Raw genomic sequence first — 13,865 nt, forward strand, 5'->3', positions numbered from 1 at the left:
ACCTCAGTTCACACAGGATGGGGAGGACAACAGTGCCCAGCCTATACCTAAATGCGAATGATTCCTATTTAGGTGGACGCGCCGCTTTCCACGGCCCACCCCGGACGCGCCCCTGCGAACAGCCAGGGGCGCGTCCGGGGTCTCAGCTGCCGTTCGGCTGGCCCAGCCTGCGGATTCCTGTGGCCTGGGTTGCGTCCCTGATTTCGCCGACCAGCTGTTCGATGACGTCCTCGAGGAAGAGCACCCCGCGCGTAGTGCCGTCCGGGCCAATCACGCGCGCCAGGTGGGATCCGGTGCGCTGCATGACGGACATGGCCTTTTCGATCTCGTCACCCAGGGCCAGGTTTGCCAGTGACCGGACCCGGCTTTCGGCGATGGGCAGTTCATAGGCGGACTCCGGTATGGACAGCACGTCCTTTACATGGAGGTAGCCGTAGAGCATGTCCTCGTCGTCCAGCATGGGGAACCGGGAGAAACCCGTGCGGCTGACGGCTTTCTCGAACTCCACGGGGGTGGTGGATGCCCCCAGCATGACCAAGTTTCCGATCGGGACCATGATGTCCTCAGCCGTGTGCTCCGAAAACTCCAGCGCACCCGTAATGAGCCCGGCGTCGTCATCCACCAAGCCGTGGCGCGTGGACTCCTGCACAATCGACTGCACCTCCTCCAGGGTGAAGGAGGACGTGACCTCGTCCTTGGGCTCGATCCGCATCAGCTTGAGGATGTGGTTGGCGGACCAGTTGAGGACTGAGATCACCGGATGGACCAGCCGCGAGATGAACAGCAGCGGCGGGGCCAGGAACAGTGCTGCCTTGTCCGCCACGGACACCGAGATGTTCTTGGGCACCATCTCGCCGAATGTCACGTGCAGGAAGGTCACCAGCATCAGGGCCACAGCGAAGGCTGCCACGTCAGCCACTTCCGCCGGGAGGCCCACCGTCTCGATGGGGACCGCGAGCAGGTGGTGGATTGCCGGCTCGGCCACCAGCAGGATCAACAGCGAACAGACCGTGATGCCCAGCTGCGCACATGCCAGCATCAGGGAGACGTTTTCCATGGCGCGCAGGGTGGTGTGGGCGCGCTTTGAGCCGGCGTCCGCCAGGGGTTCAATCTGGCTGCGGCGCGCGGACATGATGGCGAACTCAGCGGCCACGAAGAAGGCGTTGCCCAGCAGGAGGACGCCCAGCCACAGTATTCCGGCCCAGTCACTCATGGCTTGCTCCTGTGGTTGGCGTCCTGCGCAGCCGGCTCCGCCGCGGGGTGGAAGCAGATACGGTCGATCCTGCGGCCGTCCATCCGGGTCACGCTGAGTGTCCCGCCGTTGACCGGAACGGTGTCGCCCACGGCCGCGATCCTGCCGAGCTTGCTCATGACATAGCCGCCCACGGTTTCATAGGCCGCTTCATCCGGAACGCTCAGGCCGGGAATCTGCTCGGACAGCTCATCGGGACGGAGGAGCCCAGGGAAGTACCAGTCGCCGGAGGCGCTTTGCAGCAGCCCCGGCCGGACCTTGTCGTGCTCATCCGCCACCTCGCCCACGATTTCCTCCACCAGGTCTTCCAGGGTGGCAATGCCGGCGGTTCCGCCGTATTCATCCAGCACGACGGCCAGCTGAAGGTTTCCCTCCCGGAGCTCGGCCAGCAGCGCATCCAGGTGGATGGTTTCGGGCACGCGCAGCACCTCGGTCATGATGGCGCCCGCTTCGAGGTTCTGCCGGCGTTCCCACGGAACGGCAACGGCCTTCTTGACGTGCACCAGGCCACGGATGTCATCGGCCGAATCACCGATGACCGGGAAGCGTGAGTAGCCGGTCCGGCGTGCCGCATCCACGACGTCGGAAACCGGCTGGTCTGCGTCGATCGTCTCCAGCCTGATGCGCGGTGTCATCACGTCCGCCGCTGTCCTGGTGGAGAAGTTCAGGGTGCGGGCAATGAAGTTGGCAGTCCCGGCGTCAAGGGTTCCCATCGCAGCAGACCTGCGGACCAGCGAGGCGAGCTCCGCCGGCGTCCGGGCTCCCGAAATCTCCTCCTTGGCTTCCAGCCCAAAGACATGCAGGACCTTGTTGGAAAATCCGTTGAGGACCAGGATGGCCGGCTTGAAGATGGTGGTGAAGACGAGCTGGGGGCCGGCCAGGGCGCGGCCCACGGGAAAAGCGAGTGCGATGGCCATGTTTTTCGGCACCAGCTCACCCAGGAGCATGGACAGCAGGGTCGCCACCACCATCGCCAGGACCAGGGACACGGACTCCACCGCCACGTCGGGAAGTCCGACGGCGCCCAGCGGCGCCTTGAGGAGGCGGCCCACCGAGGGTTCCATAACGTAACCGGTGAGCAAGGTGGTCAGCGTGATGCCGAGCTGGCAGCTGGACAGCTGCGTTGACAACGACTTGAGGCAGGTGAGCAAGGGCACCGCGCCCGTGTCGCCGTCGTCGATTGCGCGCTGGACGGTGGCCTGGTCCAGGGCGATGAGGGAGAACTCGACGGCCACGAAGAACCCGGTGCCGGCGATCAGCAGCAAGCCTGCTGCGAGGAGGAACCACTCCATTCAGCATCCCGCCCGGAGCGCGGGCTGTGCCGGAAGGGGAAGCGGCCGTGGTGTGGAAAAGCTGTTTCGTCCCGGCGGAGGATGATCGGCGGATACCGACGCCTGGTCCGTGCGGGTTGCGGCAAGCTGGGCCGTGGGCTGGTGATGGGCGCGTTGTCGGGGTTTGCCGGCTCTGGGGGCGGACTGCGCGGCGCTGCTCTTCGAGCTCCGCTGACAGCGCCCAGGCCGGCACCTAGATTTACTGTCCATAAGAATTTCAGTCTACAGGAGCAGCCCCGCGCCGGACGCTCGGCCGGGCGGCCGGAAGTGGCCTGCTGGCCCGCCTTCGCGCCTGCCGCGCTGGGCTGATGACGGCCCCCGGCGGCAGGCCGGTGGCCGCCATATTCGGGCCCGGGTTCGTCACTTCATGATTTGAGTCACCCTTATTGGCAGTTAACACAGGATGCTCACTAGACTTGCAAAGGTCCGGGTTCAGAGGACGCAGAGACTGGTTCGAACGTAGTGCTGAAGCACCGGGGGGCCAAAGAGAAATCAAACTCATGGAAGAGGCGTATTTCAAGTGCCAGAGCAGCCAAGCCACCGTCTACCAGAGGAATTTGGCGGAAACGAGTGGCTCGTTGACGAACTGTACGAGCAGTACCAGCAGGACAAGAACGCCGTGGATGCCAAGTGGTGGCCCCTGTTCGAATCCTTCGACTCGGGCAACGGTTCTTCTTCCAACGGAAATTCCGCACAGGCCGCCAACCCTCCCACCCGGGAACTCCCCATCGTGAAGCAGGCTTCCGCAGCACCGGCACCGTCGCCGGCTGCCGCCCCCGCTGCGCCGGCCGCCGCCGCTGCCCCGGCGCCTGCCGCACCGGCAGCCCCCGCACCCGTCAAGAAGGCCCCGGCCACGGAAGCCCGCGACGGCGGCAAGAAGACCGAGGCCGGCACCGGCTCGCAGCCCATCCCGGCGCAGCTGCCCAAGAACGTCAAGGCACCCACCGCACCCGAGGAAGACGTCGTCTCCGTCCTCCGCGGACCGGCGAAGGCCATCGCCACCAACATGGTCACCAGCCTCCAGGTGCCCACTGCCACCAGCGTCCGTGCCATTCCGGCCAAGCTGCTCATCGACAACCGTGTGGTCATCAACTCAAACCTGGCCCGCGCACGCGGCGGCAAGGTTTCCTTCACGCACCTCATCGGCTACGCCGTCATCCGCGCCCTGTCCCAGTTCCCCTCCATGAACGTGTACTACGACGAGGTAGACGGCAAGCCCGTTGCCGTCCAGCCTGCGCACGTCAACTTCGGCATCGCCATCGACATGCCCAAGCCCGACGGCACCCGGCTGCTCATGGTCCCGAACATCAAGAAGGCCGAGACCCTCAACTTCGCCGAGTTCTGGCACACGTACGAGGACCTGATCAAGCGGGCCCGCAACGGCAAGCTAACCGCCGAGGACCACCAGGGCACCACCGTGTCCCTGACCAACCCCGGCGGCATTGGCACCGTCCACTCGGTGCCCCGCCTTTCCAAGGGCCAGGCCGCCATCATCGGCGTCGGCGCCCTTGACTACCCCGCAGAGTTCCAGGGCGCCAGCGAGAAGATCATCGCCCAGAACGCCATCAGCAAGGTCCTCACCCTGACCTCGACGTACGACCACCGCGTCATCCAGGGCGCCGGCAGCGGCGAGTTCCTCAAGCTGGTCCACCAGCTGCTGCTGGGCGCGCAGAATTTCTACGACGAGATCTTCGAAGCCCTGCGCATCCCGTACGAGCCCGTCCGCTGGAGCCCGGACCTGCAGGTGGACCCGGCCGACGAGATCAACAAGGTGGCCCGGATCCAGCAGTTGATCCACTCCTTCCGCGTCCGCGGCCACCTCATGGCGGACACCGACCCGCTGGAGTACGTCCAGCGCAAGCACCCGGACCTCGACGTCCTCACCTACGGCCTGACCCTTTGGGACCTGGACCGCGAATGGCCCACCGGCGGCTTCGGCGGCAAGCCGATGCTGAAGTTCCGCGACATCCTCGGCGTCCTGCGCGATGCCTACTGCCGCACCACGGGCATCGAGTACATGCACATCCAGGAGCCTGCCGAGCGCAAGTGGTTCCAGGACCAGCTGGAGCACGCCTACTCCAAGCCCAGCCGCGAGGAACAGCTGCGGATTGTCTCCAAGCTGAACGCCGCCGAGGCCTTTGAGACGTTCCTGCAGACTAAGTTCGTGGGCCAGAAGCGCTTCTCGCTGGAAGGCGGCGAGTCCCTGATCCCGCTGCTTGACGCCATCATGTCCGATGCCGCCGACGACGGCCTGGACGAGGTTGCGATCGGCATGGCCCACCGTGGCCGCCTCAACGTGCTGACGAACATCGCCGGCAAGACCTATGCCCAGGTGTTCCGTGAGTTTGAGGGCACCCAGGATCCGCGCTCCGTGCAGGGCTCCGGTGACGTCAAGTACCACCTGGGCACCGAAGGCACCTTCACCTCGGACAACGGCAAGGAGACCAAGGTCTACCTCGCCGCCAACCCGTCGCATCTGGAAGCCGTGGACTCCGTCCTCGAAGGCATCGTCCGGGCCAAGCAGGACCGGCTGGACCAGGGCGAGTCGTTCCCTGTCCTGCCCATCATGGTCCACGGCGACGCGGCCTTCGCCGGCCAGGGCGTGGTGGCTGAAACGCTGAACCTGTCCCAGCTCCGGGGTTACCGCACCGGTGGAACCATCCACATCGTGGTCAACAACCAGGTGGGCTTCACCACCGCACCGTCGTCGTCGCGCTCGTCCACCTACTCCACGGACGTTGCCAAGATGATCCAGGCGCCGGTGTTCCACGTGAACGGCGACGACCCCGAGGCTGTTGTCCGCATCGGCCAGCTGGCCTACGAGTTCCGGCAGCGTTTCCACAAGGACGTTGTGATCGACATGGTGTGCTACCGCCGCCGGGGCCACAACGAGGGCGATGACCCCTCGATGACCCAGCCGCTGATGTACAACCTCATCGAAGCCAAGCGCTCCGTCCGCAAGCTGTACACCGAGTCACTCATCGGCCGCGGCGACATCACCGAGGAAGAAGCCGAGCAGCTGCTCCGCGACTACCAGGAACGGCTGGAACGGGTCTTTGCCGAGACCCACGCCGCCCAGACCTCGCCTATCCCGATCGTGACCGCCGACTCCGCTGCCGTGTCCGACATCGAACGGCCCAAGGCACAGCAGTCCGATTCCAGCGTCAGCGCACCGGCCTCCACGGCCATCAGCGCCGAAACCCTGGCCCGGATCGGCAAGGCACACGTCGAGATCCCCGACGGCTTCACGGTCCACCCCAAGCTGAAGCAGCTTCTGGAGAAGCGCGAACAGATGTCCCGCGAGGGTGGTATCGACTGGGGCTTCGGCGAGATTGCGGCCTTCGGCTCGCTGATCATGGAGGGCGTCCCCGTACGCCTGGCCGGCCAGGACTCGCGCCGCGGCACCTTCGTGCAGCGCCACGCCGTCTTCCACGACCGTGCCAACGGCAAGGAATGGCTGCCCCTGGGCAACCTCTCCGATGACCAGGCCAAGCTGTGGATCTACGACTCCCTGCTGTCCGAATACGCCGCCATGGGCTTCGAGTACGGCTACTCCGTGGAACGCCCGGATGCCCTGGTCCTGTGGGAGGCCCAGTTCGGTGACTTCGTCAACGGCGCGCAGACCATCATCGACGAATTCATCTCGTCCGCCGAGCAGAAGTGGGGCCAGCGCTCCTCGCTGGTCCTGATGCTTCCGCACGGCTACGAGGGACAGGGCCCGGACCACTCCTCCGCCAGGATCGAGCGGTTCCTGCAGCTGTGTGCCGAGGACAACATGATCGTGGCCAACCCGACCACGGCGGCCTCGCACTTCCACCTGCTGCGCCGCCAGGCGTACAGCCGCCCGCGCAAGCCGCTGATCATCTTCACGCCCAAGCAGCTCCTGCGCCTGAAGGCTGCCGCGTCGTCGGTCGAGGACTTCACCAACGGCACGTTCCGCCCCGTCATCGGTGACCACGAGCAGCTGCCGGCCACCGCCGTCGAACGCGTGCTCCTGGTGTCCGGCCGCCTGTACTACGATCTCCTGTCCACCCGGCAGAAGACCGGTGACAAGACCACCGCCATCATCCGCGTGGAGCAGCTTTACCCGCTGCCGCACGCCGAGATCGAGGCGGAACTTGCCAAGTACCCCAACGCCGAAGTGGTGTGGGCCCAGGACGAACCTGCCAACCAGGGGCCGTGGCCGTTTATGGGCCTGCACCTGCCGGAGGCCCTCGACCGCCGCGTCCGCCTGGTGTCCCGCCCGGCATCGGCCTCCACGGCCGCCGGTTCCATGAAACGGCACGCTGCGGAGCAGGATGTCCTGCTGAAGCAGGCATTTGCACGGAAGTAAGCAGTAAGGCTGCCCGGCCGGAGTCGAAATACCCGACTCCGGCCGGGCAGTTCTGTTTAATGGATTGACAGCGCCTCCCCGCGCCGCCGCAGCTGCGGCGGCAACGATGGCAGCGGCCGTATCGAAGTAACCCGTACCGAAGTAAAGAGGAACGCGTGGAAGACAGGAAGCTGCGGATCGCGGCTGTAGGAGACGAACTGCTGGCCGGACTGGGCGATCCCCGGGCACTTGGCTGGCTGGGCCGCGTCCTGGCCCGCACTCCCCAGGACGGCATGCTGCTCGAAAGCTATGCCCTCCCCTGCCCGCAGGAAGGTACGGAAGGCCTCGCTGCGCGCTGGCTGGATGAAGCCGGCAGGCGATTCAGCCCCCAGGCGGAGAACCGGCTGGTCATCGGCCTTTCGGGCCGCGACATCGAGTTCGGCCTCTCCACTGCACGGAGCCGGCTGAACCTGGCCAATATCCTGGACTCGGCTTCCCAGAACCGGATCGAAGTATTCGTCGTGGGGCCACCCCCCACCCTGGACCCCGCCCAGAACCGCCGGCTGGACGAACTCAATACCGCTTTCGCGGATGTGACCACCCGCCGCAAGCACCTCTACGTTGACACGTTCTCGCCCCTGCTGAACCACGAACAGTGGCGCCAGGACCTCGCCGCAAACGGCGGAACCCCAGGCCAGGCCGGGTATGGCCTCATGGCATGGCTGGTGCTGCACCGCGGCTGGTTCCAGTGGCTGGGCATGGACGCGCCCCAGTAGCGCCGTTCGAGATATATCTTGACCCCGCCACCGGGCGGCGATACCTTGGAGCGATAACGCGATATATCGCCTTTGGAGGGGACCATGGCCGGAGAAAACTGGACAGTCGCCAGCCCGCAGACCATCGACGTGGACGCCGTGACGTCCGTGAAACTAGGCATGGTCGGGGGCAGGTTTCAGATCATCGAGCACGACGCACCCGCAGTTCGCCTGGAATTCTCCGAGGTCCACGGCGACCCCGTGGCGGTGTCCCTGAACGGCGGCAGGCTGGAAGTCCGGCATCAACTGCACGGTGCGCAGGGCTGGTTCAAGAACCTCATGGAGACCGTCAACCACACCAGCGACAACTCCGCCGTCATCACCGTCGCCGTTCCCCGCGGAGTGGAGGTGGAAGCCGGAACCGTGAGGGGGGATGGAACCGTCTCAGGTATTGCCGCCCATGTCCGGCTCAACACCGTGGCGGGTTCCGTCACTGCGGACAGCACCTCCGGCGAACTGCAGGTCAACACGGTCAGCGGCAGCGTGGCCGTCAGGAACCACCGGGGTGTCCTTACCGCCAAAAGCATCTCCGGTGAAGTCACTGCGTCCGGCCACTTCAGCCATGTACGCACCAACACCGTCAGCGGACACCTCAGCTTCGAGCTGCTCGATTTCACGCAGGATTTTGGCTCCAACTCCGTCTCGGGAGACCTCACCATCCGCCTGCCCGCTGACGTGGGCGTCGACATCGTCGCCAAGTCCGCCGGCGGGGCGGTGATCCTGGACGGCCACCAGTGCCTCCTTACGAACGGCAAGGTGGAGACGATTGCCGGGCCCGATGGGCAGCTGATGCTTGTCCGGACCAACTCGGTGTCCGGCAAAACCTCGATCTCGCACGAACCGGCACCGGCGCCCGTCGACTCCCTTGGGGAAGCTGAACGCTGATGCCTCCCGTCTTCGCACACGGTGCGTTGCGCCTCTATCTCCTCTCCCTGCTCGAAAGCGGCCCCAAGCACGGCTACGAGCTCATCAAGGCGCTCAAGGACCGGTTCGGCGGGACTTATTCACCGAGTGCGGGAACCGTCTACCCCAGGCTGGGCAAGCTCGAAGAGGACGGACTGGTGTCCACCGAGCCGGCGGGACGGCGCACCAACTACCGCATCACCGCCGCCGGCCTTGCTGAACTGAACCGGCGCCGCGAGGACCTGGCGGGCGTTGAGAATGACATCGCAGCCTCGGTGCAACGGCTTTCCGGAACCCTCAGGGAGGACATCCGCAGCAGCATGCGGGGGTTCCGGAGCGACCTTGCGGCAGCGGCGGAGGCAGCCCGTGCCGCGGCTGCCTCGGCCACCACTCCGCCGGGAAGCGGCCAGTCGCAGGCGCGCAGGGGGCAGCCGCTCAGGGAGGCAGAACTGCTGCTGCAGGATTTCCGCGACGAGCTCCGCGCGGACCTGCGGCGCCAGGCCATGCACCGGCCCATCAGCCCCATGACGCTGGAGACGGTCAGGACGGCCCTGGACGACGCCCGTGCGGCCATCCGCGGCACCCTCCAGCCCTAGCACCCCGCCACGCAGCCCTGCCGCAGGTCATCCGCCGTTTCCCGGTTCGCGGGGCGCCAGATCATGTGGGAGACTTGAGGGCAGCTCTTTTGAGTACCAACAGTAAGGAGGCCAGCTATGAGCAAGCGTGCACGCAAGCGTCGTGACCGTAAGCGTGGCGGCGCGAACCACGGGAAGCGCCCCAACACCTAGGCAAATGCCAGGGACTACGGTTCAAGTGAAGGACCCCGCAAGCCACTCGGCTTACGGGGTCCTTTGCTGTCTTCGGCCCTGATGGGCGTTACCGCGTCCGGTACCTACGCCTCCACGGGACGGATCGCGTGGATCCGGTCCAGGATGGCGTTCTTGAGGTTGTCCGGTGCGGATTCGGTGCAGGACCGCTTGACCATGTTGCGGATGACGCATTCGAGGTCATACTGCTCCGTGCATTCGGGGCAGTCATCAAGGTGGTTCTTGATTTCCGTAATATCCTCGCGGGTCAGTGCCCCGTCAAGGTACTCGTAGATGCGTTGCATCCGGGTATCGTCGCAGTCGCCCAATCCCTGGCAGTCGCTCATTTCCTGTTCTCCTGTGCTTTGCTTCCTGCCGCATCCGACGCATCCGCGGCCGTTTTGAATCCCCGCTCGGCGGCGTATTCCGCGAGCATGTCCCGCAACATTCGCCGGCCGCGGTGGAGCCGGGACATCACGGTGCCGATGGGCGTGTTCATGATGTCTGAAATTTCCTTGTAGGCGAAGCCCTCCACGTCCGCGAAGTAGACCGCCAGGCGGAACTCTTCCGGAATGTCCTGCAGCGCCCTCTTGACGTCGGAATCCGGAAGGTGGTCCAGGGCTTCAGCCTCGGCCGAACGCAGTCCGCTTGACGTGTGCGATTCCGCCCGGGCCAGCTGCCAGTCCTCGATGCTGTCCGAGTTGGACTGCAGGGGCTCACGCTGCCGTTTGCGGTACAGGTTGATGTACGTGTTGGTCAGGATCCGGTAGAGCCACGCCTTGAGGTTGGTGCCGGGCTTGTACTGGTGGAATGCCGAGAAAGCCTTGGTGTAGGCCTCCTGGACCAGGTCCTCCGCGTCCGACGGGTTCCGGGCCATACGCATCGCCGCGGAGTACAGCTGGTCGACATACTGCATGGCGTCCCGCTCAAAGCGAAGGCGGCGTTGTTCCACGCTTTCCGTGGCAACGTCCACGGTGCTGTCTTCGGCGTCCGCGTCAACGGCCGGCGGACCGGCATCCGCCGGCCCTGCGGCCAGGGGTGACGTTCCTTCCCTGCCGTTCGCTTCGCCGGGAGAAGCCTCATACATGGCCGCGACGGCCGGATCCAGGGTGCTCATCGCCTTCAAGTCTACTGTCAGCCGCCCTGCCGGGGGCATGCCGTACCCGGGCGGCTCGGTGGCCAGCTTGTCCACTGCCACCGGTCCCGCCTGTCTGGTCCCGTCCAACACCTTCCGCAAGGCCCAACTCCGCTCTGTATCGGGTGATTGATCGCCGGGCCCATCCTTCAGACCCGACAGCCATAACCGTCTCCCGCGGGCAAATATTCCCCAAAAGTGCAAGACTAGGACCGACTCCGCCGCTCGCCGCGGTTCGTCCATCCAGGAGGAAATCCATGTCCTTTGTCCGCACGCTCGCCAGGCCCATGCTCGCCTCCAGTTTCGTTCTTGCCGGACTGGACAAGCTCAAGAACTCCGACGACACTGCACAGCAGCTCTCACCCCTGCTGCGCAAGGCTGCGGCCTCGCTTCCCTTCCAGACGAACGAGAAGACCCTGGCCCGCGTCATCGGCGGAACCCAGGTGGGAGCCGGCGTCCTGTTCGGCCTTGGCAAGTTCTCCCGGCTCTCGGCCGGCCTGCTCACCGTGGTTTCCCTCCTGAACACCTTCGTTGAGTGGCGCAGCGCGGACATCAGCAGCAAGGAAGGGCGCGAAGGCCGCAGGAACCAGCTGCTCAAGAACCTCTCCCTCAGTGGCGGCGCCCTGCTCGCCTCCGTGGACACTGCAGGCAAGCCCGGCCTCGCCTGGCGCGCCGAACACCTGGCCGCCGACGCCCGCCGGAACGCTTCGCACCTGGCCGCCGACGCCCGCCGGACCACCACCAAGAAGCTGAACAAGGCGGACAAGGCCGTACGCCGCGCCGTCGAGCACGCCGCGGGAGCCTAAGCACGAATGACCGCAGCAGCTGCCACCCGGGACACCTCCGGAACACCCGTCCAGCACTGGGCCGCACCTTTCGCGTCCCGGCCCGTCAACGCCACCGTGACCGTCCCCGGATCGAAGTCCCTGACCAACAGGTACCTGGTCCTCGCGGCCCTCGCGGACGGCCCGTCCCGGCTCCGGGAACCCCTGCACTCCAGGGACTCCGCACTCATGATCGAAGCGCTCAGGCAGCTCGGCGCCACCATCACCGAAGTGCCAGGGGACGGATCCTTTGGGCCTGACCTGGAGGTTGTTCCGCTCCCGGCGGCAGCCGCGCCGTCCGCCACCAGGATCGACTGCGGGCTTGCCGGCACCGTCATGCGGTTCGTCCCGCCGCTCGCAGCGCTCCGCAACGGCGCCAGTGTGTTCGACGGCGACCCCCATGCCCGGAAGCGTCCCATGGGGACCATCATCGAAGCCCTCAAAGCCTTGGGCGTGGCCGTTTCCGCCGAAGACGGCACCGCGCCGTCGTCGCTCCCGTTCGTGGTGGAGGGCACCGGCGCAGTCCGGGGTGGCCACCTGGTGATCGACGCCAGCGCCTCGTCGCAGTTCGTCTCCGCCCTCCTGCTGGTGGGAGCGAGATTCGACGAGGGCCTGCACCTTGAGCATGTCGGAAAGCCTGTGCCGAGCCTGGACCACATCAACATGACGGTGGCTGTCCTGCGCGGCGCCGGCGTGTCAGTGGACGATTCTGTCCCCAACCACTGGGTGGTGGCACCGGGACCCATCCGCGCCTTCGACCAAAGGATTGAACAGGACCTCTCCAACGCCGGGCCCTTCCTGGCGGCGGCCCTGGCCTCACGGGGTACGGTCCGCATCCCCAACTGGCCCTTGGAAACGCAGCAGGTGGGCGACCTCTGGCGCGGCATCCTGGCCCGGATGGGAGCCACCGTCTCCCTTGCTGACGGCGTCCTGACCGTCACCGGCGGCCCGGAGATCAAGGGCGGTGACTTCGCTGACACCAGTGAGCTGGCTCCTACGGTCGCGGCCCTGTGCGCCCTTGCCACGGGGCCTTCCCGGCTCAGCGGGATCGCACACCTCAGGGGACATGAGACCGACCGGCTGGCGGCCCTGGTCGCGGAAATCAACCGGCTCGGCGGCGACGCCGAGGAAACCAGCGACGGCCTGGTCATCCGGCCCGCCCGGCTGCACGCCGGCGTAGTCCACAGCTACGCCGACCACCGCATGGCCACGGCCGGGGCAATCCTGGGCCTCGCGGTGGACGGCGTCCAGGTGGAGGACATCGCCACCACAGCCAAGACCATGCCCGACTTTCCGCAACTGTGGACAAACATGCTGGCCCAGGATGCTGCCGGGACCCCGGGGCCGGAAGGGCGCGGCAGTGGCGCGGAGCACTGACTCCTGGGACGAATCAGACGTCCGGATCCGCCCCAGCAAGAAAGGCTCCCGGCCCCGCACCAAGGACCGGCCCAGCCATGACGATGCCGTCACCGGACGGATCATCACGGTGGACCGCGGCCGGTACACGGCAGTGGTGGGCGAAGACTCGGGCAACGAACGCGTTGTCATCGCGGCGCGGGCCCGCGAACTGCGCCGCTCGCCCGTGGTTGCCGGCGACTTCGTCTCACTCGTGGGGGACGTGTCCGGGGCACCGGACACACTTGCCCGCCTGGTGAAAATCCAGGACCGCCACACCCTCCTGCGCCGCAGCGCCGACGACACCGACCCCGTCGAGCGCGCCGTGGTGGCCAACGCCGACCAACTGGTGATTGTGGTGGCGGCCGCCAACCCGGAACCACGCACCGGGTTCATCGACCGCGCCCTGGTGGCTGCCTATGACGCCGGGATCGAGCCGATCCTGCTGGTCACCAAGGCCGACGTGAAAGACCCCGCGGAGCTGCTGTCCAACTACACCCACCTGGGCTTCCCGGTGATCATCAGCCGGACCGCCGATGCACAGGCCTCCGGGATCGATGCACGGTCGGACGACGGCCTCTCCGCCCGGCTGGACAGCGCGGCGGTGGCCGACCTCCGCGCCCATCTCGACGGCAAGGTCACCGTGATGCTGGGGCACTCCGGCGTGGGCAAGTCCACCATGGTGAATGCGCTGACCGGCGCCGAGCGGGCCACCGGCGGAGTGAACGCGGTCACGGGGCGCGGCCGCCACACGTCGTCGTCGGCCCTGGCCCTGCGCCTGGCGGACGCGCCGGCCGGCAGCTGGATCATTGACACCCCCGGTATCCGTTCCTTCGGACTGGCACACGTGGACCCGGACCGGATCCTGCGCTCCTTCCCCGACCTGTCCCCCGGCATCGAAAACTGTGAACGCGGGTGCAAGCACACTGCAAACGCGGTGAACTGCGGCCTCGACGACTGGGTGGCAGGCGGACACGCAGGTCCCACCGGCCCGGCACGCCTGGCATCGCTCCGGCGGCTGCTCGGCACGGACCCGCGCATGGACGCACAGGAAACCAAAGAGCTCGGCAGCGTCAACTGACGCGTTCTCCC

12 protein-coding genes are annotated in these 13,865 nt (G+C 66.4%); 8 read left to right on the forward strand and 4 right to left on the reverse strand.

Annotation, left to right across the window (positions count from 1 at the left end; all coding sequences use genetic code 11):
* Positions 1–142: 142 nt before the first annotated feature.
* Both AB0280_RS07535 and AB0280_RS07540 read right to left on the reverse strand, forming a co-directional pair.
* Complete coding sequence (locus AB0280_RS07535; protein WP_159631616.1) at positions 143–1,213, reverse strand: hemolysin family protein; 1,071 nt, start codon at positions 1,211–1,213, stop codon at positions 143–145.
* Positions 1,210–2,544 carry a hemolysin family protein gene (locus AB0280_RS07540; RefSeq protein ID WP_366366719.1) on the reverse strand — a complete coding sequence of 445 codons (1,335 nt, stop codon included), beginning with the start codon at positions 2,542–2,544 and terminating at the stop codon, positions 1,210–1,212. Before AB0280_RS07540 ends, AB0280_RS07535 begins: the two co-directional genes overlap by 4 nt.
* Positions 2,545–3,103: 559 nt before the next feature.
* Here AB0280_RS07540 and AB0280_RS07545 point away from each other — a divergent pair.
* The 5 genes from AB0280_RS07545 to AB0280_RS21525 all read left to right on the forward strand — a co-directional run bounded on the left by AB0280_RS07545 (position 3,104) and on the right by AB0280_RS21525 (position 9,401).
* A complete protein-coding gene (locus tag AB0280_RS07545) occupies positions 3,104–6,916 on the forward strand; it encodes a multifunctional oxoglutarate decarboxylase/oxoglutarate dehydrogenase thiamine pyrophosphate-binding subunit/dihydrolipoyllysine-residue succinyltransferase subunit (protein WP_275181244.1) in 3,813 nt (1,270 codons plus the stop codon).
* A 155-nt stretch (positions 6,917–7,071) separates the two neighbouring features.
* Positions 7,072–7,671, forward strand: coding sequence for a GDSL-type esterase/lipase family protein (locus tag AB0280_RS07550; RefSeq protein WP_141160025.1), 600 nt, complete (start codon positions 7,072–7,074; stop codon positions 7,669–7,671).
* A gap of 84 nt (positions 7,672–7,755) precedes the next feature.
* On the forward strand, positions 7,756–8,595 hold the full coding sequence (locus AB0280_RS07555; RefSeq protein WP_224026487.1) for a DUF4097 family beta strand repeat-containing protein: 840 nt from the start codon (positions 7,756–7,758) through the stop codon (positions 8,593–8,595).
* On the forward strand, positions 8,595–9,209 hold the full coding sequence (locus AB0280_RS07560) for a PadR family transcriptional regulator (RefSeq protein WP_224026488.1): 615 nt from the start codon (positions 8,595–8,597) through the stop codon (positions 9,207–9,209). Before AB0280_RS07555 ends, AB0280_RS07560 begins: the two co-directional genes overlap by 1 nt.
* Before the next feature lie 117 nt (positions 9,210–9,326).
* A complete protein-coding gene (locus AB0280_RS21525; RefSeq protein ID WP_369299106.1) occupies positions 9,327–9,401 on the forward strand; it encodes a 50S ribosomal protein bL37 in 75 nt (24 codons plus the stop codon).
* 104 nt (positions 9,402–9,505) lie between these two features.
* Here the strand turns inward: AB0280_RS21525 and rsrA are convergent, their stop codons facing one another.
* Both rsrA and AB0280_RS07570 read right to left on the reverse strand, forming a co-directional pair.
* Positions 9,506–9,766 (reverse strand): mycothiol system anti-sigma-R factor, encoded by a 261-nt coding sequence (gene rsrA / locus AB0280_RS07565; protein ID WP_056334975.1) that lies wholly within the window; start codon positions 9,764–9,766, stop codon positions 9,506–9,508.
* A complete protein-coding gene (locus tag AB0280_RS07570) occupies positions 9,763–10,575 on the reverse strand; it encodes a sigma-70 family RNA polymerase sigma factor (RefSeq protein WP_159635361.1) in 813 nt (270 codons plus the stop codon). Before AB0280_RS07570 ends, rsrA begins: the two co-directional genes overlap by 4 nt.
* 236 nt (positions 10,576–10,811) lie before the next feature.
* Here AB0280_RS07570 and AB0280_RS07575 point away from each other — a divergent pair, with 236 nt between their 5' ends.
* From AB0280_RS07575 to rsgA, 3 genes are read left to right on the forward strand one after another with little or no spacing between them, the layout of a single operon-like run.
* Complete coding sequence (locus tag AB0280_RS07575) at positions 10,812–11,360, forward strand: DoxX family protein (RefSeq protein WP_159631612.1); 549 nt, start codon at positions 10,812–10,814, stop codon at positions 11,358–11,360.
* 6 nt (positions 11,361–11,366) lie between these two features.
* Positions 11,367–12,755: a 3-phosphoshikimate 1-carboxyvinyltransferase gene (gene aroA, locus AB0280_RS07580; protein ID WP_366366723.1), complete on the forward strand. Its 1,389-nt coding sequence runs from the start codon at positions 11,367–11,369 to the stop codon at positions 12,753–12,755.
* Positions 12,739–13,854 (forward strand): ribosome small subunit-dependent GTPase A, encoded by a 1,116-nt coding sequence (gene rsgA / locus AB0280_RS07585; protein WP_366366725.1) that lies wholly within the window; start codon positions 12,739–12,741, stop codon positions 13,852–13,854. Before aroA ends, rsgA begins: the two co-directional genes overlap by 17 nt.
* The last annotated feature ends 11 nt before the right edge of the window (positions 13,855–13,865 follow it).

Origin of the sequence: Pseudarthrobacter sp. 902506025 (genome assembly GCF_040702325.1) — a bacterium.
Taxonomy (GTDB): Bacteria; Actinomycetota; Actinomycetes; order Actinomycetales; family Micrococcaceae; genus Arthrobacter.